Source organism: Pseudomonas sp. GW821-FHT07E12 (assembly GCF_058986605.1).
On the sequence record NZ_JBYSVX010000035.1, the window covers coordinates 14297 to 34785 of the forward strand.

Below are 20489 nucleotides of genomic sequence, written 5' to 3' on the forward strand. Positions count from 1 at the left end.
AGCCCCAGCGGAGCAAGCTCCGCTCTACGGCTGGCGGCCTCCGATCAGGCGGCCGCGACCGCCTTCTCGATCGCCGGGGTGCGCCAACCGCTGCGCACGCCCCACAGGTAGAACAGCAGGCCGACCACACCGACCACCGCCAGGTCCGGTCCGTAGGACAGATAACCGTGGCCGCCGAAGGTGGTGCTGCCGGCCCACGACAGCAGCGCGATCGCCGGCAGGTAGGCGATCATCCAGGCTGCGCCCTTGAGGTTGCGGCGGAAATCCTTGAAGCCCTGCTTGGCCTGGTAATACACGTACACCGGCAGCGCCACGACCATCAGCAGGATGATCTCGCCGGTCAGCGGCCAGCGCGCCCAGTACAGCAGCTCGGTCGCCATCACGAACGCCACGCCGGCCAGCAGCGGCATCGCCGCGACCCGCAGCGGGCGATGCACATCCGACGCGGTGCGGCGCAGCGTCATCGCGCTGATCGGGCCGGTCAGGTAGGAAATGATCGTCGCCACCGAGATCACCGCCGCCAGCGTACCCCAGCCGCGGAAGAAGAACAGGAACAGGTAGGACACGCCCAGGTTGAGGAACATCGCCGCGCGCGGCACGCCCCACTTCGGATGCACCTTGCCGAACACCGCCGGCATCGTGCCGTTCTTCTCCATGCCGTAGATCATCCGCGCGGTGGTCGCGGTGTAGGTGATGCCGGTGCCGCTGGGGCTGACGAAGGCGTCGATGTACAGCAGCATCGCCAGCCAGTGCAGGTTGACGATGATCGCCAGCTCGGCGAACGGCGAGCGGAAGTCGATGCCGTGCCAGCCGGCCTTGGCCAGCAGATCCGGCGGCACCGCGCCGATGTAGGCCACCTGCAGGATCACGTAGACCACGGTCGCCAGCGCGATCGAACCGAGCACCGCGAACGGGATGCTGCGACCGGGATCGCGCGCCTCGCCGGCCAGGTTCACCGGGCTCTGGAAGCCGTTGAAGCTGAACACGATGCCGGCGGTGGCCACCGCGGTCAGGATCGCGGCGAAGTCGATCACGTGCGCATCGCCGTGCAGGCCGACGCTGAAGTTCTCGCTGTGGAAGCCGCTGGCGATCAACGCCACGCCGGTCAGCGCCGGCACGATCAGCTTGAACACGGTGATCGCGGTGTTGGAACGCGCGAACAGCTTCACGCTCCAGAAGTTGAGGAAGAAATACACCAGCACCAGCACCGCCGAGATCAGCAGGCCGGCCACCGACAGCTCGCCCGCTCCACCCGGCGCATGCATGTACAGGTCCTGCGCCCACTGCCACGGCCACGACGCCATGTACTGCACCGAGGCCTCGGCCTCGACCGGGATCACCGAGACGATGGCGATCCAGTTGGCCCAGCCGGCGATGAAGCCGACCAGCGAGCCGTGCGAGTAGTGGCTGTAGCGCACCATGCCGCCCGACTCGGGGAACATCGCGCCCAGCTCGGCGTAGGACAGGGCGATGGTGGTGATGATCGCCGCGCCCAGCAGCCAGGCCCAGACCGCACCGGGACCGGCCAGACCTGCCGCGCGCCAGGCGCCGAACAGCCAGCCAGAGCCAATGATCGACCCCAGGCCGGTGAGCATGAGCGCAAAGGGGCCGACTTCGCGGCGCAGGGGGCTGTGAGACATGGGCTACCTGACGGTGAACGCCGCGAGCACGGCAACAAGCCGGCAATGATCGCAGAACCGTCCACGCGCGTCATGGCGCATTCAGACACGAAGCCAGCCAGCGCGGTCTTGTAGGAGCGGCTTCAGCCGCGATGGGGCTTGCCCGTTTGAATCTCCACACATGGATGTGCGGGCTTTTGCAGAGGGATCTGCATGGAAAGCCCCATCGCGGCTGAAGCCGCTCCTACAGGTAGAAAGAAGGGCTCAGCAATCGCCCTTGATCGCCTCGGCCGAGGCGCACTGGCGGAAATCCTGCGCCAGCCCCTTCAACTCGCGGACCTGGCCCACCGCCAGCTCGAAGCGGTCCAGCTCGCGGTGTGGACAGGCCTTCGTATCCGCACCGGTGCAGGCAGCGGTGTAGACGAGGTAGTGGCAACGTCCGCTGCTGCTGCCCAGGCAATGGAAGACGGCATCGCCAGCATGCGACTCGACCTTGCTGAACAACAGATCGCGGCCATCGACGGTGGCGCGGGTGATCGAGGTGGTGCCGGTGTCCTGATGGCAACCGAACAGGCCCATCAGGCAATACAGCATCGAGGCGAGCAGGCGCATGACGAATCCTTCCTTCAGCAATTGGCGGGCGGCATCACATGCCGCGGAACAAGCCCATGAACGGCTGGCTGACGGTGAGCGTCTCCGGCCGGTTCTTCAATTTCAGACAGCCCTTGCCGGTCTCGTCGCGCGACACCGAGGACACCGCCTTCATGTTGACGATGGTCGAGCGATGCACCTGCTTGAAGGTGCCCGGGTCGAGCACCTCCAGCAGCTCGCGCAGCGGCGTGCGCAGCAGCGACTCGCCGTCGGCGGTCATCACCACCGTGTATTTGTTGTCGGCCTGGAAATAGGCCACGTCGTCGAGCATCACCAGCCGCGTCTCGCGGCCGGCACTGGCAGTGATCCAGGCCATCGGCGGTTTCTCCGGTGTGGGTGCTGCCGGGCGCCGCGCCAGTCGTTGCAGCAGCGCTTCCAGCATCGCGTGATCGTGACCACCGGCGGCGGCGCGTGCCTGCACGCGCTGCACGGTGGCTTCCAGGCGCTCGCGCGTCACCGGCTTGAGCAGGTAATCGACCGCGCCCTGTTCGAAGGCGTCGATCGCGTACTGGTCGTAGGCGGTGACGAACACCACCTGGGTGGCCGGGCTGACCTCGCTGATGCCGCGCGCGACCTCAATGCCGGTCAGGCCGGGCATGCGGATGTCGAGGAACACCACGTCCGGCAGGTGTTCGGCGATGCTCTCCAGCGCGCTGGCGCCGTCCTCGCATTCCTCCACCACCTGCAGTTCCGGCCATACCTCGCCGAGCAGCTGCAGCAGCGACTCGCGCAGCAGCACTTCGTCCTCGGCCACCACGGCCCGCAACGCACTCATGCTCGTGACTCCTGCTGCGCCGGCAGCGTGATCGTGGCCGCCATGCCGGCCGGGAAGTTGGACACCAGCGCGAAGCTCGCCGCATCGCCGTAGGTCAGGCGCAAGCGCTCGCGCAGGTTCTTCAAACCGATGCCGGTACCGCTGCTCTGGGTGTTGAAACCCTGGCCGTCGTCGGCCACGGTCACGGTGACGTTCCGGTCGGTCTGCCGCGCCAGGATCCAGATCGTGCCGCCGCCCGGCTTGGGCTCCAGCCCGTGCTTGATCGCGTTTTCCACCAGCGTCTGCAGCATCATCGACGGCAGCGGCACGCTGCGCAGTTCGTAAGGCACCTCAAGCTGCAGCGCCAGGCGCGAACCCATGCGGATGCGCAGGATCTCCAGATAGGCCTGGGTGCGCTCCAGTTCATCGCCGAGCGTGGACATCGATTCGTCGGCGCTGGGCAGCGAGCGGCGCAGGTACTGGATCAGGTGCCCGATCATCGCATCGGCACGCGGCGGGTCGGTGCGGGTCAGCACCTGCGCACTGGCCAGCGTGTTGTAGAGGAAGTGCGGCTCGACCTGCGCATGCAGCAGGTTCAAGCGCGCTACCGCCAGTTCCTTCTCGGTGGCCGACTGATCGGCGGCGGCCTGCTCGTCGCGGCGCTGCTCGGCGACCTGGCGGGTGATGCTGCGCCCGACCGTCTCGGCGTTCTCGTAGTTGTTGCCCTCATCGACGGTGAACAGGTCGACCCAGGCCGCTGCATCGGGCTCGAACAGCAGCATCGCGCTGCTGGTGCCGGCGCCGGGGGTGATCGTCGCCAGCACCCGGTCGCGCTTGATCGCAAAGCGTGCAAATACGTTCCAGCGCGACGGCTGGCGGCCCTCGTAGCCGTCGATGCGCCGCACCTTGGCACGTACCTGCAGGCTGCCGGGCAGGCTCTCGATCTCCTCCACGCGCGGCAACTCACGGATCGCCGCATCCACCAGCGCAAATGCGGCGCGGGTGTCGAGCGGGATCTCGATCTGGCGGCGCTGGCGGCTGGTGAGGGTGTCGTGGTCGAGCCGACCGGCCAGCAGCTTGACCCGATGCAGGTGAGTGACCACGCTCATCGCCGCCATCACCAGCAGCACGATGGTGAGCAGGCCGAACACGCTGCCCGGCCCGCCGAACACCTGCGCCCACATGATGCCGGCCACGATCAGCGCCGCCGCCCAGGCGAAGAGGATGCGCACGAACAGGAAGATGCTGGCGGACACGGCGGATTCCGTTGATGGGTGGTTGAGTGCGGGGCGAGCATAGCCGCCCCTCGGGCGGGTGTGGCGGGGGATGCGACGAAAGCCCGGGATCGGCGATGGAGACCCGGCAAAGCGGCGCAAAGCCGGCTCTGTGGGAGGGACTTCAGTCCCGACGGGCGTTACCGGGAAGGCGTCGGGACTGAAGTCCCCCCCACAGAACAACCGCCTGGGGACGCATTACCGCGCGTTGCGCCGCGCCGGACATCGTGGTCCGGCGGCTCTTGTGCATGCCCAATGACGTCTCTGCCACAACGGCCATCCGTGGACGCTATGCTCGCCCCCGTTCCCCTACGAGGAAATCGCATGCATCGCCGTCATTTCCTGCGCGGTGCGGGTGCCGCGCTCGCGGTCGCTTCCACCGGCGCGCTGGCTGCCGAATCGCAGCGCAAGACCGTTCCGGTCGCGGCACCCGCACCACCGCCATTGGCACCCCACTTCGCCGAGCCGCAACCGCTGGCGCCGATCCGCGCCACGCCGGACCGGATCATCGCGCTGAGCGTGTGCACGCGGCCGTTCCGCGCGCAGGGGCCGCGCGCAGGGGCCGCGCATCGAAGTCGAGCGCATCGGCCGCAAGCAGGTCGTGCACAACTATGGTCATGGCGGCAGCGGCTGGTCGTTGTCGTGGGGCAGCGCGGAACTGGCAGTGGGGCTGGCGCAGGCTGCCGGCGCCAGGGACGAGCTGGCGGTGATCGGCTGCGGTGCGATCGGCCTGACCACCGCGCTGGTGGCGCAACGCGCCGGCCTGCGGGTGCGCATCTACGCGAAGGAGCGTCCGCCGGAAGTGCGCTCGTTCTTCGCCACCGGGGTGTGGTCGCCGGACTCGCGGATCTGTACCGCCGAGCACGCCACACCGGAATTCAGGAAACGCTGGGAACAGATGGCGCGGACTTCGTTCCGCCGCTACCAGACCCTGCTCGGCCTGCCGGGCGATCCGATCGAATGGCGCGATGGTTTCGTGCTGTCGGATGTGCCGTTCGACCAGCCGGCCGGCGGCAACATGGAAAGCCACGAACCGGAATATCCGCATCTTGAAAGCGAACTGCTGGACGACCTGAGCCCCAACTCGAAAGTGCTGACGCCGGGCGAGCATCCGTTCCCGGTGCCATACGTGGCCCGTTACACGCAGATGACCTACAACATCAGCGCCTACGCGCGAATGCTGATGGACGACTTCCTGCAGGCTGGCGGCGAGCTGCACACGCGCGAGTTCGAGAACCCGCGCCAGTTCGCCGATCTGCGCGAGAAGGTGATCGTCAATGCCACCGGCTACGGCGCACGCGCGCTGCTGGGCGACGAAAGCATCGTGCCGGTGCGCGGCCAGACCGCACGGTTGATACCGCAGCCGGAGGTGAATTACGGGCTGTACTGGCGCGGCCACAACCTCAACGTGGTGCGCCACGCCGCGACGGCATCCTGGTGCAGGCGCAGAGCCCGGACGATTTCGGCAATGCCGACATCACCCCGAACCGGGCCGCCTCGGACGCGGCGGTGGCTCAGCTGGCGAAGTTGTTCGGGTAAAGCCGCATCGCCGTACACCTACAAACCGGGGCCGTCATTGGACGGCCCCGGCGTTGACTCACTTGCGTTCGGCCGCACTCGCATCGCGCGTTGCACGGAACTCCGAGTCCTGGCTCCAGTTCGGCCACTGGCGCGAATCGGCCAGCTGCATGCCGAGCTTGTACAGCACCGCCAGATCGCGTGCGGCGCCGGCGAAGGTCCAGTCAGGCTGCCACTCGTCGCCCTGCTGGTGGTAGCGCTTGGCGGTGTAGTCGTCGGCCGCCGCCTTGCCTGCGGCGACGCCACCGACTTCCCAATCCTGCCCGGCCGAGTACGACAGCGCCGGCACGCCGCGCTTGGCGAAGGAGAAGTGATCGGAGCGGAAGAAATAGCCCGCTTCCGGCTTCGGGTCCGGCGTGTAACGCAGGTTCCAGCCCTGCTTGGCGACCGCCTTCAGGTCGTCGAGCAGTTCCAGCTTGGCGCTGCCGTAGATGCCGAAATCACGCGACGGCACGAACGGGCTCATGCCGTCCATGTTGATCACCGCCACGGTCTTGGCCAGCGGATACAGCGGCTTGGACGCGTAGAACTCCGAGCCGAGCAGGCCCTTCTCCTCGGCAGTCACCGCCAGGAACACCACCGAGCGATCCGGCTTCGGGCCCTTGGCGAAACCACGCGCCAGTTCCAGCAACGCAGCACTGCCGCTGGCGTTGTCGAGCGCGCCGTTGAAGATGGTGTCGCCCTTGGCATCCGGCTTGCCGACGCCGATGTGATCCCAGTGCGCGCTGTAGATCAGCGTCTCGTCCGGCTCCTTGCTGCCTGGCAGGCGCGCGACCACGTTGTGCGAGGTGATCACGTCACGCTTGACCTGATAGCGGGCGCTCAGACCTTCGCCCTTCAGTTCGACCGGCTTGAAATCGCGCGACTGCGCCTGCTTCTTCAACGCCTCGAAATCCAGGCCCGCGTCCTTGAACAACTGCACCGCCAGATCGCGCTGGATCCAGCCTTCCACCTTCGGATGCACCGTCGAGGGATCGTCACGCACCACGTCGAACATGGTGTTGGTGTTGGAGCTGGCGACCGTGGCCCAGCCGTAGGAGGCCGGCGCGGTCTCGTGCACGATCAGCACCCCGAGCGCGCCCTCGCGTGCGCCCTGCTCGTACTTGTAGGTCCAGCGGCCGTAGTAGGTCATGCCCTTGCCGTCAAAATCGCCGTGACCTGTTTCGAAGTCCGGGTCGTTGATCAGCACGACCGCGATCTTGCCCTTCAGGTCCACGCCCTTGAAGTCGTCCCAGCGGCGCTCCGGCGCCTTGACGCCATAGCCGACGAACACCAGCGGCGCGTTGGCGATGTCCACCTGGGTGGAACCGTCCATCGCGGCGCGGATCGCGATGTCCTTGCCCTGGGTCAGCGCCTGCGGCTTGCCGGCCACATCCAGCGCCAGCGTCGGCGTGCCGACGATGTCGGCGCGCTGCAGCGGCACCGCCTGGGTCCAGGCACGCGTGCCATCGGCCTGCAGGTCGCCACCGGGCTGCAGGCCCGCGGCCTGGTACTGCTTGCTCAGGTAGGCGATGGTCTTTTCCTCGCCTGCCGTGGCCGGGCCGCGGCCCTCGAATTCATCCGACGCCAGCACCTTGACGTCCTGCGAGATGCGCTTGCCGTCGAACGTCGGCGTCGCCGCCATCAACACGCCCGAGATGGACAGCGCGAGCACGCCCATTGCGATTCTTTTCATTGCGACACCCCCAACCGAAATAGTTCACGAGTGTAGGACAACCGCGACACGTGCGGGCATGTGCCAAAGGCCACGCGCGTCACGCTCCGGACCACTGCCGGTCCAGGCCACACGCGGATTCCGGCCGCAGCCAATCGCGGTCAAGCGACTGATCCGAAATGAATATCTCCCATCCGGGCAAATGATGGCCGATCAAGTTCGCGGCGCACTCGCCGATAGCTCGACCATCTTGTTTACTTTTTCGGGAAGCGCCATGAACCCGTTCGCCGCACTGCAACACCGCATCGCCGACCTTTCCGTCACCCGCAAGTTCGTCCTGCTCTGTTCGCTGCTGGCGCTGGGCGTGATCCTGCTTGCCATCGGCGCCGCGCGCCTGCAGTACCTGGACCTGGTCGAAGCCCGCAAACAGAACGTGAAGACCCAGGTCGACATGGGCATCGACGTGATCAACCACTACGCCACCAAGGCCGCACGCGGCGAGATCACCCTCGAACAGGCCAAGGCGCTGGCCAGTTCGACCCTGGCCGCGGTCAGCACCAACCACGGCGTGGACTATTTCTTCGTCACCGATCCGCAGATGCGCATCGTGATGCATCCCAAGCGCAAGGTCGGCACCGACATGCGCGACTACAGGAGCGATGCCGGCGAGTACGTGTACCGCGACATCCAGAAGGCGGTCACCCAGGGCGATGGTTTCAGCTACTACACCGCGCCCAAGCCGGGCCAGAAGACGCAGTTGCCGAAGATCAGCTACGCGCGCGCCTTCCCCGCCTGGAACTGGGTGCTGGTGATGGGGGTGTATGCCGACGACATCCAGCACGAGGCGTGGGGTTTCACCGGTCTGGTGACGCTGATCGGCGCGATTGTGGTCACGGTGATCATGGCGCTGTCGTGGCTGATCGCCGGTGCGATCGTCAATCCGCTGCGCGCAGCCACGCGCACTGCCGAGGCGATCGCCGGTGGCCGCTTCGACAATCCCATCGCGGTTACGTCCAAGGACGAAACCGGCCAACTGCTGGCCAGCATGGCGCAGATGCAGCACCAGCTGCAGCGCTTCAATGGCGAGATGCAGACGATGATCCACCTGCAGCAGGGCGAGGACATCGGCCATCGCATTCCCGAGGATTTCCCCGGCGATTACGGCACGCTGGCGCGCGGCGTCAACACCGTGCTGTTCGAGCACCTGGATGCGATCAGCGACGCGATGACGGTGATGGACGAATACGGCCGCGGCGATCTGCGCAGCGACATGCGCCGCCTGCCTGGCCAGCGCGCACGCCTGCACGAAGCACTGGATGCAGTGAAAGCCAACCTGTCGGCGATCAACCGCGACATCGCGCATCTGGCCGAGGCCGCCGCGCACGGCGACTTCAGCGCACGCGGCGATGAAGCGCGCTACCAGTTCGCCTTCGCCGAGATGGTGCATGCCTTGAACCGGCTGATGCAGCAGGCCGACGCCGGCCTGGGCGATGTCGGCCGGATCATGGCGGCAATCGCCGATGGTGATCTCAGCCAGCGTGTGGATGCGCATTACCAGGGCGCGTTCGGTCATCTGGCGCAGGCCGCCAACCGCACCGCCGAACAACTCACCGTGATCGTGCGCGGCATCCAGCATTCGGCCGAATCGATCGACACCGCCGCCAGCGAGATCGCCGCCGGCAACGCCGACCTGTCCACCCGCACCGAAAGCCAGGCCGCCAATCTGGAAGAAACCGCGGCCTCGATGGAGGAACTGACCTCGACCGTACGCCAGAACGCCGACCACGCCCGCGAAGCCGACCGACTGGTGCAGAACGCCGGCCAGGTGGCAGGCGAAGGCGGCCGCGTGGTCGAACAGGTCGTCGCCACGATGGCCTCGATCCGGGAAGCTTCCACACGCATCGCCGACATCATCAGCGTGATCGACGGCATCGCCTTCCAGACCAACATCCTCGCCCTCAACGCCGCGGTGGAAGCCGCCCGCGCCGGCGAACAGGGCCGCGGCTTCGCCGTGGTCGCCAGCGAAGTGCGCGCACTGGCGCAACGCTCCGCGCAGGCAGCCAAGGAGATCAAGACCCTGATCGACGACTCCGCCGAACGCGTCACCCAAGGCACCCGCCTGGTCGCCAGCGCCGGCAGCACGATGTCCGAAGTGGTCGGCGCGGTACAGCGCGTCACCGGCATCATGGCCGAGATCACCGCCGCCTCGCAGGAGCAGTCATCGGGCATCGAGCAAGTCAGCCAGACCGTGATGCAACTGGACGAAATGACCCAACAGAACGCCGCATTGGTAGAAGAAGCCACCGCCGCCGCCCGCAGCCTGGAAGAACAGGCCAGCCAACTCACCGAAGCGGTGGCGGTGTTCCGCCTGGAAGGGCAACCGCAGGACGAGCGGAGCGCGGACGTGCACTACGCCTCAGCGGCTTGAAAACAGCGAATCACAACGACGGAAGTCGCTGTTGCTGTTGCTGTTGCTGTTGCTGTTGCTCGTGATTTTGCCTTTGCTGTTGCCTTGGACTTTGACTTCCCGGGGCCCCCATCCGCAGCGACGGAGCCAGCGGGAAAAACCCGAAGGGCGACGCACATGGATGTGCGTCGTTTTCTGCCGCGGCATGGATGCCGCGTCAGAAAATCCCGCTGGCGGAGTGGACCCGTAGCGCAGCGAAGGGCGCGAGGACTGGGGCGTGTTTCTTTGGGTTACCTTTCTTTGCACGAGCAAAGAAAGGTAACTCGCGCCGCAGGCGCGAAAGCCTTGGCTGTTGAAGTTGCTTCAACTACAAGAAACTAAAAGCAACGTCCATGGATCCCCGCTTTCGCGGGGATGACGGTAGATAGATGGTGACAGCGGTGAGATGGCGCGAAAGTCGCTGGGTCCCCGCCTGCACGGTGACGACGGTAGTTGGATCTCCTGGAAAGAGCCCGATCCCAACCCGCACAAGAACAACGACGATCAAGCTGCCCACAGAGCAAAACCCCCATCCCCCTAACCAAAGTCATTTGCACAGCAACAACCACAGGCATAGCCTCGACGATTCAAGTCCGCTCAAGGAGTGATACATGCTTCGTCCGCTGTCCCTGCTGATCGCCGGCGTGCTCGGCACCGGCGCCGCCACCTTCCTGCCGCCGGCAGATGCCGCCCCGGCCTCGCTGGCCAAGCCCGCCGCCGATGCCGCGATCCCCGACATCGCCTACACCCGCTTCACCCTGCCCAACGGATTGACGGTAGTGGTGCACGAGGACCACAAGGCGCCGGTGGTCGCGGTCAGCATCTGGTACCACGTCGGCTCGGCGGACGAGCCTGCCGGCAAGACCGGCTTCGCGCACCTGTTCGAACACCTGATGTTCTCCGGCTCGGAGAACCACAAGGGCACCTACTTCGCCCCGTTCGAGCAGGCCGGCGCCACCGACATGAACGGCACCACCTGGTTCGACCGCACCAACTACTTCGAAACCGTGCCGACCACCGCGCTCGACATGGCGTTGTGGATGGAATCGGACCGCATGGGCCACCTGCTCGGCGCGATCGGCCAGCACGAACTGGATACCCAGCGCGGCGTGGTGCAGAACGAAAAGCGCCAGGGCGAAAACCGTCCCTACGGCCGCGTCGACCAGAACATCCTCTCCAACATCTTCCCCGGCAACCATCCGTACCAGCACGACACCATCGGCTCGATGGAGGACCTCGACGCGGCCTCGCTGGATGACGTCAAGGGCTGGTTCCGCGATTACTACGGCGCCGCCAACACCACCCTGGTGCTGGCCGGCGACATCACCGTGGCGCAGGCGCGTGCCAAGGCCGAGGAGTACTTCGGCGACATCCCGGCCGGCAAGCCGGTGCCGCGCCAGCAGCCGTGGATCACGCCGCTGGCCAGGCAGACCCGCGGCGTGCAGCACGACCACGTCGCGCAGCCGCGCATCTACCGCACCTGGGTCGCGCCGCAGCTCGGCACCGACGATGCGGTCCAGCTCGATCTGGCCACCACCGTGCTCGGCGGTGGCAAGACCTCGCGCCTGTATCAGCGTCTGGTCTATCAGGACAACCTGGTCGATGACGTCTCCGCCAGCGTCCAACCGTTCTCGCTGGCCAGCCAGGTGCAGATCCAGGCCGACGTGAAGGACGGTGTGGACCCGGCCAAGGTCGAGGCCGCCATCAATGACGAGTTGAAGAAGTTCCTGGCCGAAGGCCCGACCGCCGACGAACTGCAGCGCGCGCAGGTGGCCTACCGCGCCGGCTTCGTGCGCGGCCTGGAGAAGGTCGGTGGTTTCAGCGGCAAGGCGGTGATCCTGGCCGAAGGCCAGGTCTACCGTGGCGATCCGGGCGCCTATCGCAAGGATCTGGAGCGCGTCGCCGCCGCCACCCCGGCCAGCGTCAAGCAGGCCGCCGACAGCTGGTTCGGCAAGGGCGACTACCTGTTGACCGTATTGCCGGCCGGCGAAGGCTTCGACGCTGATGCCGAGGACAAGGCCGTGGTCGCGCTCGGCGACGCCACCGGCAAGCCCGCGCCGACATTGCCGGCGGCCGCCAAGTACAGCGTCGGCAAGAACCGCGTCGATCGCGCTGCCGGCGTACCGCAGACCACGCAGTTCCCGAGCCTGAGCTTCCCGGCCCTGCAACGCGGCAAGTTGAAGAATGGCATCGAGGTGGTACTGGCCGAACGCCACACCATCCCGGTCACCCAGATCGAGCTGCTGTTCGACGCCGGCTATGCCGCCGACCAGGGCCACAAGCTCGGCACCGCCAGCTTCACCGCCGCGCTGATGAACGAGAGCACGCGCTCGCTCGACTCGGTGGAAGTGGCGCAGCGCCGCCAGCGCCTGGGCGCGATCACCTCGGTCGGCTGCGAACTGGACGCCTGCAGTGCCTCGCTCGACGCACTGAACGATCAGTTGCAACCCTCGCTCGCCCTGTTCGCCGACGTGGTGCGCAACCCGGCGTTCAAGGCCAACGACATCGAACGCATCCGTGGCCAGTGGCTGGCCGGCATCGCGCAGGAGAAGACCCAGCCGCAGGGCCTGGCATTGCGCACGCTGCCGCCGCTGATCTACGGCAACGGCCACGCCTACGGCATCCCGTTCACCGGCACCGGCACCGAGGCCTCGATCCAGAGCCTGACCGCCACCGACCTGCAGGGCTTCCACGACACCTGGCTGCGCCCGGACAACGTGCGCATCCTGGTGGCCGGCGACACCACGCTGGCGCAGATCATCCCGCAGCTGGACGCGGCGTTCGGCGACTGGAAGGCACCGGCGGTCGCGATACCGAAGAAGAACGTCGCCCAGGTCGCCGCGCAGACCAAGCCGCGCGTGTTCCTGATCAACCGCGACGACGCGCCACAGTCGCTGATCCTCGCAGGTCTGCTCGCACCCTCGACCAAGGCGCCGGACAACCTCGACATCGGCGTCGCCAACGGCGCCTTCGGCGGCACCTTCACCTCGCGCCTGAACATGAACCTGCGCGAGGACAAGCGCTGGGCCTACGGTGCCTTCAGCTTCCTGATGGATGCGCAGGGCCAGCGTCCGTACCTGTTCTACGCGCCGGTGCAGACCGACAAGACCGCCGAGTCGGCGGCCGAGGTGCTGAAGGAAGCCAGCGCGGTGATCGGCGACAGGCCGTTGACCGAGGACGAGGTCGACAAGATCAAGAACCAGCGCATCCGCGCCCTGCCCGGCAGCTACGAGACCGCGGGCGCGGTGCTGAGCGCGGTCGAGGGCATCGTCCAGTTCGATCGTCCGGACGACTACGTGCGCACGCTCAAGCCACGCCTGGAGGCGATCGGCCAACCGCAGGCGCAGCATGCGATCAAGGAGATCGTCACGCCGCAGGCGATGACCTGGGTGATCGTCGGCGACCTGAAGAAGATCGAAGCCCCGATCCGCGCGCTCAAGCTCGGCGAGGTGCAGGTGATCGACGCTGACGGCAAGCCGGTCGGGAAGTAAGCACCAACTGCGGAAACAACTACATTGTGGGAGGGACTTCAGTCCCGACAGGCTCTACCGGCCCTCTGTCGGGACTGAAGTCCCTCCCACAGGATTCCTCTGCGCGGCGTCAATCCAGCGCCTTCCTACCCGCAAACCGTCCACTGCTTGCGCGCATACCACAGCGCACGCCGCGCCAGGTCGTAGGCGCTGTCGGCCTGCCGCGGCAGCATCTGCTCGGCCATGATCGGATCGGCGCCATGCATCATGGCGTGTTCGACACGCTCCAGATCGGCCAGATGCACCCGCGCCGGTGCCAGCAGTTGCTTGCGACGCGCGGCATCGCATGCGCTCGGCTGCGCCTCCAGCGCGGCCAGTTCCTCGCGGATGCGGCGACTCGCCGCGCCCTTCAGGTCCGGCACGTCCTCGTGCGCGATCGGCGCAGCCTTGTAGGCATCGCCGGTGGCCTCGCTGCCGAGGTCGGCCTTGTTGTCGGCCAGCGAGGGGTTGAAGCGCACGTCCGGCGGCGGACGCGCCTTGACCGACTCCACCTCCTTGCCCCAGATCACGCCGTTGATCTTCTTCATGCCCCGGTTGAGGCTCTGCACCGCCACGTCACCGAGCGTGCCGCTGCTCTTCCAGTCCTTCTCGAAACGTGTTTCGTGGTAATCGACCGGATTGGGCCGCTCCAGCAGCTTGCGTGCCTTGTCCAGCGTGCGCTCATCGGTCATGCCCGGTGGCACCGCCGCGTAGCCCGGATCGAGTGGATTGACCAACTCTCCCATCCGCACCCGGCCATCACGCGTGTACAGCTGTGCCTGCATCTCGCCGGTGGTGGCGCGTTGCGGCGGTGGTGCCGCATTGGCCAGATGCGGCGCCGCTTCGGCATGGCGCACCGGCATGGGCGTGGAGCGCGGTGAGGGCGAAGGTACCGACGTCGCCGTCGGCTCCGCCTGCGGCACCGGCTCACGCGGCAGGAAGCTCACCCGCATCACCGACGCCCTGCGCGAGACCGGCGCGGCCGTAGGCGTGTGCAACAGCAGGCGCAGGAACAGCAGCAGGATCAGCAATGTGCCGAGCATTGCCACCACATGGATAAGCATGTCTTCCCGGCTGCTGGCCTGTTTCACGGATAACAGAGTGCGTGGAATGCGAATGGGAGGGGGAAGGATGGGAGGGGAATTGTGCCGTACCGGCGGCGCGCGCCGGTGCCAACGTATGTCCGCAGGCGACGTGCAAACGCCGCGGCGCGCCAATCTAGCGGCCGGCCCGGTACGGCGCGTATGAATTCCGTTGCGCGCCCATCCGCCAACAGCCAGCGTTCACATTGATGAGCTCTCGCCGCGTGAAGACCGTGACGAGGCTGCCCCCGCAGACCTGACCTATCCTGCCGGCCCGCCATCACGGAGAGAGCCGCCATGTCGGTCCTGCATGCCTGCCGCCCGCCCCTGCTCGCCATCGCCTTGCTGGCCGCAGCCGCCTGCACCCCGCTGCAACGCAGCGATGGCCCGCCCGCGCCCCCGCAACAGGCCTATCCGGCGCTGTTCGAAGCGGTGCAGCAGACCTCCCTGTTCGAGGACCAGAAGCAGTTCGTCGACATGATCCCGCGCAACGCACCGGCACGGATCGAGGCCAGCTACCTTGCACGCCGCGAACAGCCGGACTTCGATCTCGCCACCTTCGTCACCACGCATTTCGATCCCCCCGCCTCGCACGCATCCCCGGCACTGCCGACGCAGGCCTCGTTGCGCGAGCACATCGACGCGCTATGGCCACTGCTGGTACGCGACAGCCGCCAGGTGCCGCGCTACAGCAGCGAGCTGCCATTGCCCAAACCCTACGTGGTCCCGGGCGGACGTTTCCGCGAGCTGTACTACTGGGATTCGTACTTCACGATGCTCGGCCTGCACGAAAGCGGCCGGACACGGCAATCACGCGACATGCTCGACGACTTCGCCGGGCTGATCGACCGTTACGGCCACATCCCCAACGGCACGCGCAGCTACTACCTCAGCCGCTCGCAGCCGCCGTTCTTCTCGCACATGGTCGAACTGGAAGCCGAGGCCGGCGATACCACGCTGTACGTGCGCTACCTGCCGCAACTGCGTGCCGAATACCGCTACTGGATGCGAGGTGCCGACAAACTAGCCCCCGGCAGCGCCAGCGAGCACGTCGTGCGTCTGCGCGATGGCAGCGTGCTCAACCGTTATTGGGACGCATCGGACACACCGCGTCCGGAGTCATACCTGCAGGACCGCCAGACCGCCGCCGAAGCCAGCGACCGAGCCCCCAGCGAGGTCTACCGCGAACTGCGCGCCGGCGCCGAAAGCGGCTGGGATTACTCCTCGCGCTGGCTGGGCGATCGCCGTCAGCTGCGCACGATCCGCACCACCGCGATCGTACCGGTCGACCTCAACAGCCTGATCCAACACCTGGAACGCACCATCGCCCATGCCTGTCAACAAGCCGCGGATGCCGCCTGCATACGCGAGTTCACGCAACGCGCAGCCGCGCGCGAGCAGGCGATCCAACAACACCTGTGGAACCCGGCCGGCTACTACGCCGACTACGACTGGCAACGCGGCACCGTCAGCGAACAACTGACCGCCGCCGCCGCGTTCCCGCTGTTCGTCGGCATCGCCACACCCGAGCGAGCGCACGCGACCGCCACCGCATTGCGTACACACCTGTTGCGACCCGGCGGCCTGGTGACCACCGCGCAGGTCACCGGCCAGCAGTGGGACGCCCCCAACATCTGGGCACCCCTGCAATGGATCGCCATCGCCGGCCTGCACCGCTATCACGAAGACAGCTTGGCCAGCCAGATCGCCGGCAACTTCCTGACCCGCGTACAGAGCGTCTACGCAAGCCAGCACAAACTGGTGGAAAAGTACGATGCAGAAGATGGTCAGGGTGGCGGCGGCGAATACCCACTACAGGACGGCTTCGGCTGGACCAATGGCGTGACGCTCAAGTTGCTGTCGTTGTATGGGGAGCCTGCGGCATCGGGTCAGTAAGTGCCGTCGTAACGACGAAGATGCGACCTGTCGCAGCGTTTCAAGTCGCTGGGTCCCCGCCTGCGCGGGGACGACGGCGGAGAGATTGTCGTTGCCGTTGTGTTCGCTTGCTCAGCTGAGGCGTTGCTGTTGCTGTTGCTGTTGCTGTTGCTCGTGATTTTGCCTTTGCTCTCCGCTTTTCCGGGCCCCCCATCCGCAGCGACGGAGCCAGCGGGAAAAACCCGAAGGGCGACGTGCATGGATGCACATCGTTTTCTGCCGCGGCATGGATGCCGCGTCAGAAAATCCCGCTGGCGCAGTGCACCCGTAGCGCAGCGAAGGGCGCGAGGACTGGGGCGTGCTTTCTTTGGGTTACCTTTCTTTGCACGAGCAAAGAAAGGTGACTCGCTCCGAAGGAGCGAAAGCCTTGGCTGTTGCTGTTGCTGTTGCCGTCAATGCAACTTCAAACCCAAGAAGCAACGTCCATGGATCCCCGCTTTCGCGGGGATGACGGTAGAGAGATGGCGCGGAAGTCGCTGGGTCCCCGCCTACGCGGGGACGACAGCAGAGGAATCCTGCGAAAGGAGGTGGCCGGACACTCCGCAAGGACAACACGAAACAACGACCGCACACCCAAGCCTACTCACCCAAGCACAAAAACCCTAAATCCACCCACGCCGCTTGAACCAGGCCAACGGCACAAAAATACTCAACCCAATCACCCCAAGCGCCCAGAAATAAGCGTCATGCCACTTCAACTCCGGCATGAACGCAAAGTTCATACCCCAGATCCCCACCAACACCGTAGGCGGAATCCCCACCACCGACGCCACCGCCATCACCTTCATCACCTCGTTCTGATCCATGTTGATCAGCCCGAGCACGCTGTCGAGCAGGAACCCGATACGGTCGCTCAACTCCTGCTCGAACTCGCCCAGCGAGCCGACGTCCTTGTGGATCAACTTGATCCGGTGCCGGGCGTCCTGGTCGAACCACTCCGGCGGCGCCTCGTCCAGGTACGTCGCCAGCCGCAACAAGCCATGCACCGTGTTGTGCGTGCCACCGATGCGCTGGCCCATCGCCCCGACCTCACGCAGCGCCCGTTCCAGGTCGCGATTGCGCCGCCCCGGCACGAACGATTGCCGCGTCACCTCGGCCACGTGCACCTCCAGCGCTTCCAGACGATCGGCCAGCACATCGACGATGTGTTCGAGGATGCGCAGGAACAGATCCAGCGAGCCCCCGCACGGCCGCCGCGTGATATCGCTCGCGATCTCCGCCAGGGAATTCAGTGCCACTTCGTGCTGCGTCACCAGGGCGTTCGGTGACAGCACGAAGCCCAGCGACGACACCGTGCCGTCTTCGGTCTGGAAACGCGGCAGATTGAGGATCCACGCATCGCCGATGCTGCGCACCCGGCTGGTGAACTCGATCTCGCTGATCCCCGCATGCCCGGGAATCTCGAAGCCGACCTGCCGCGACGCATCCGCCAGTTCCTCCGCTCCCGGCTGACACAGGTCCACCCATGCGCCGGGCTTTCCGTTGCGGTCGGTGATCGGATGGAGGGTGATCATGGTCTGTTCCCGTGGCGGTCGTGGGAACATTCTCCCGCACGCCACGCCTTGTCGACGCGAAGAACGCACGGGATGCGCATCGATGCAGGCGCAGCCTCGGCTTCACGCAGCGTTGCGGCCGCGCTCAGACGATCCGGGTGCGCCGCCACCAGTGAGTGACCTTCTCCTCGCGCACCAGCGTGAACAGCCCGGCGCCGAGGATCAGCACGATGCCCACCGCCATCGGCCAATCGAGATGGTCATGGAACAGCAGGTAGCCGAAACCGATCGCCCACAGCATCTGGCTGTACTGGGTCGGCGCCACCGCACTGACCGGCGCAGACCGCGTGGCGTACATCAGGAAGATCGCCGCCAGCCCGGCGAGCAGGCCGTAGCCGGCCAGCAACGCCCACTGCAACGGCGTGGGCCACACGAACACCGGCAGCATCATGATCGCGCCCATCACCAGCGGGCCGAGCACGCCGGCGCCGTACAGGGTGATGCGTTTCTCGTCGTTGCCGGCCATGCGCAATGCGATCACCGAGATCGCCCCGACCAGCCCGCACACGATCGCCGCGACATGCCCATGACTGAGATGGCGAAAGCCCGGCCGCAGCACCACCAGCACGCCGACGAAGCCGACGATCACCGCCGACCAGCGCCGCCAGTGCACCTGCTCCTTCAGGAACAGCACCGACAGCACGGTGACGAAGATCGGCATCAGGAAGATCAGCGCGAACGCCTCGGCCATCGGCAGCGTGGTGAAGGCGATCACCGAGGTCAGGTTGCCGATCGCCGCGGCCAGCGCGCGCAGCAACCACAGCGCCGGCTTCTTCGCGATCACCAGTTCGCGCCAGCGGTCCTCCGGCGTCTTCAGGAACGGCACCGCGATCAGCATCAGCACGGCGCCCAGGCACAGCACCTCGTACGCCGGCAGGCCACCTTCCAGCAGCTTCACGAACGCGTCGCTGATCGAGTAGCCCGCGTAGCAGGCGAAGCCCAGCAGCACACCCTTCAGCGGCGGCCGCTCCTTCTGCATCATCGCGGGGCGGCCACGCTCTTGCGTGCCTTCCACAGGTAGCTCACCGCCAGGATCAGGAACCACACCGGGCTGGCCAGCAGCGCGTACAGCGTGTCGTTCTGCAGCGTCAGCACCACGATCACGAACGCGAAGAACGCCAGCACCACGCCGCACATCGCAATGCCGCCCGGCATCTTGAACGTCGACGCCGCGTGCAGCTGCGGGCGCTTGCGCCGGTAGGCGATGTAAGCGAACAGGATCAACGACCAGACGAACATGAACAGCACCGCTGCCAGCGTGGTCACCAGTGTGAATGCCGTCATCAGATTGGGCACCACGTAGATCAGCAACGCACCGGCCATCAGACATGCACACGAGAACAGCAGCCCGCGCGCTGGCACCGCCGCACGCGAGAGCTTGGCGAAACCCTTCGGCGCATGATTCTCCTCAGCCAGGCCGTACAACATGCGACTGGTGGAGAAGATGCCGCTGTTGGCTGAAGACGTCGCCGAGGTCAGCACCACGAAGTTGACCAGACTCGCCGCCGCCGGCACGCCGGCCAGTACGAACAGCTCCACGAACGGGCTCTTGCCCGGCACTACTTCGCGCCACGGGGTCACACACATGATCGCGATCAGCGCGAGCACGTAGAACACGATGATGCGCACCGGGATCGAGTTGATCGCCTTTGGCAGGTTGCGCATCGGGTTGGCGGTCTCGGCCGCCGTGGTGCCGACCAGCTCGATGCCGACGAAGGCGAACACCGCGATCTGGAAACCGGCGAAGAATCCGCCCAATCCCATCGGGAACATGCCGCCGTCGTTCCACAGGTTGGACAGCGAGGCCACGTGCCCGCCCGGCGAACGGAAGCCCCAGGCCACCATGCCGGCGCCGGTGATGATCAGCGCAACAATCGCGATGATCTTGATCAGCGCGAACCAGAATTCCATCTCGCCGAACAGCTTCACCGTCACCAGGTTGAGCGAGAGCAGCAGCATCACGCACATCACCGCGGGTATCCATGGCGCCAGTCCCGGGAACCAGAATTGCGCGTAGGCCGAGATCGCGATCACGTCGGCGATCGCGGTGATGATCCAGCAGAACCAGTAGGTCCATCCGCAGAAGAACCCGGCCCACGGCCCGAGCAGATCGGTAGAGAAGTCGATGAACGACTTGTACTCCAGATTCGACAGCAGCAGCTCGCCCATCGCGCGCATCACGAAGAACAGCATCGCGCCGATGATCAGGTAGACGAACAGGATCGACGGGCCGGCCAGGCTGATGGTCTTGCCCGAACCCATGAACAGACCGGTGCCGATCGCACCGCCGATGGCGATCAGTTGCAGATGGCGGTTGGAAAGAGAGCGCTGGAGGTGATCGGGAACGGACGGCTCGGACATGGGAGGCAGGCGCCGGTGGCGGAGACAGGCGGCCAACTTAAGAGAAGCCCGCAGCGCACGCCAGCATTATCTT

At 66.2% G+C, this 20489-nt stretch carries 12 protein-coding genes and 3 pseudogenes; 5 read left to right on the forward strand and 10 right to left on the reverse strand.

Going from position 1 to position 20489, the window contains the following annotated elements:
* Nucleotides 1-44: 44 nt before the first annotated feature.
* The 5 genes from AC3WJE_RS16835 to AC3WJE_RS16855 all read right to left on the reverse strand — a co-directional run bounded on the left by AC3WJE_RS16835 (nucleotide 45) and on the right by AC3WJE_RS16855 (nucleotide 4825).
* Nucleotides 45-1640, reverse strand: coding sequence for an APC family permease (locus tag AC3WJE_RS16835; RefSeq protein WP_493731971.1), 1596 nt, complete (start codon nucleotides 1638-1640; stop codon nucleotides 45-47).
* Nucleotides 1641-1883: 243 nt separating this feature from the next.
* A complete protein-coding gene (locus AC3WJE_RS16840) occupies nucleotides 1884-2231 on the reverse strand; it encodes a hypothetical protein (protein ID WP_493731972.1) in 348 nt (115 codons plus the stop codon).
* 34 nt (nucleotides 2232-2265) lie between these two features.
* Nucleotides 2266-3045 (reverse strand): LytR/AlgR family response regulator transcription factor, encoded by a 780-nt coding sequence (locus AC3WJE_RS16845; protein WP_493731973.1) that lies wholly within the window; start codon nucleotides 3043-3045, stop codon nucleotides 2266-2268.
* Complete coding sequence (locus AC3WJE_RS16850; protein ID WP_493731974.1) at nucleotides 3042-4280, reverse strand: histidine kinase; 1239 nt, start codon at nucleotides 4278-4280, stop codon at nucleotides 3042-3044. The genes AC3WJE_RS16845 and AC3WJE_RS16850 overlap by 4 nt, the downstream gene beginning before the upstream one ends.
* A gap of 353 nt (nucleotides 4281-4633) precedes the next feature.
* On the reverse strand, nucleotides 4634-4825 hold the full coding sequence (locus AC3WJE_RS16855) for a hypothetical protein (protein WP_493731975.1): 192 nt from the start codon (nucleotides 4823-4825) through the stop codon (nucleotides 4634-4636).
* 218 nt (nucleotides 4826-5043) lie between these two features.
* Here AC3WJE_RS16855 and AC3WJE_RS16860 point away from each other — a divergent pair.
* Nucleotides 5044-5607, forward strand: a pseudogene (locus AC3WJE_RS16860) (FAD-dependent oxidoreductase); the annotation flags it as partial.
* A 288-nt stretch (nucleotides 5608-5895) separates the two neighbouring features.
* Here the strand turns inward: AC3WJE_RS16860 and AC3WJE_RS16865 are convergent.
* Complete coding sequence (locus AC3WJE_RS16865; RefSeq protein ID WP_493731976.1) at nucleotides 5896-7551, reverse strand: M28 family metallopeptidase; 1656 nt, start codon at nucleotides 7549-7551, stop codon at nucleotides 5896-5898.
* Between the two features lie 253 nt (nucleotides 7552-7804).
* Here AC3WJE_RS16865 and AC3WJE_RS16870 point away from each other — a divergent pair.
* From AC3WJE_RS16870 to AC3WJE_RS16880, 3 genes and pseudogenes are all read left to right on the forward strand, one after another.
* Nucleotides 7805-8857 (forward strand): annotated as a pseudogene (locus tag AC3WJE_RS16870) (cache domain-containing protein); the annotation flags it as partial.
* 21 nt (nucleotides 8858-8878) lie between these two features.
* A pseudogene (locus AC3WJE_RS16875) lies at nucleotides 8879-9958 on the forward strand (methyl-accepting chemotaxis protein); the annotation flags it as partial.
* 629 nt (nucleotides 9959-10587) lie between these two features.
* On the forward strand, nucleotides 10588-13467 hold the full coding sequence (locus tag AC3WJE_RS16880) for a M16 family metallopeptidase (RefSeq protein ID WP_493731977.1): 2880 nt from the start codon (nucleotides 10588-10590) through the stop codon (nucleotides 13465-13467).
* A gap of 125 nt (nucleotides 13468-13592) precedes the next feature.
* Here the strand turns inward: AC3WJE_RS16880 and AC3WJE_RS16885 are convergent, their stop codons facing one another.
* Nucleotides 13593-14549: a hypothetical protein gene (locus tag AC3WJE_RS16885; RefSeq protein ID WP_493731978.1), complete on the reverse strand. Its 957-nt coding sequence runs from the start codon at nucleotides 14547-14549 to the stop codon at nucleotides 13593-13595.
* A 297-nt stretch (nucleotides 14550-14846) separates the two neighbouring features.
* Between AC3WJE_RS16885 and treA the strand changes: the two genes are divergently transcribed.
* Nucleotides 14847-16463, forward strand: a complete 1617-nt coding sequence (gene treA, locus AC3WJE_RS16890) for an alpha,alpha-trehalase TreA (protein ID WP_493732002.1) — start codon at nucleotides 14847-14849, stop codon at nucleotides 16461-16463.
* Nucleotides 16464-17104: 641 nt separating this feature from the next.
* On the opposite strand, the gene AC3WJE_RS16895 is transcribed toward treA, so the two are convergent.
* The 3 genes from AC3WJE_RS16895 to cycA all read right to left on the reverse strand — a co-directional run bounded on the left by AC3WJE_RS16895 (nucleotide 17105) and on the right by cycA (nucleotide 20416).
* Nucleotides 17105-18016: a CorA family divalent cation transporter gene (locus AC3WJE_RS16895; protein ID WP_493731979.1), complete on the reverse strand. Its 912-nt coding sequence runs from the start codon at nucleotides 18014-18016 to the stop codon at nucleotides 17105-17107.
* A gap of 124 nt (nucleotides 18017-18140) precedes the next feature.
* Entirely contained in the window at nucleotides 18141-19070 is a 930-nt protein-coding gene (locus tag AC3WJE_RS16900; protein WP_493731980.1) for a DMT family transporter, read from the reverse strand.
* Nucleotides 19034-20416 (reverse strand): D-serine/D-alanine/glycine transporter, encoded by a 1383-nt coding sequence (gene cycA / locus AC3WJE_RS16905; RefSeq protein ID WP_493731981.1) that lies wholly within the window; start codon nucleotides 20414-20416, stop codon nucleotides 19034-19036. Before cycA ends, AC3WJE_RS16900 begins: the two co-directional genes overlap by 37 nt.
* Nucleotides 20417-20489 lie beyond the last annotated feature (73 nt).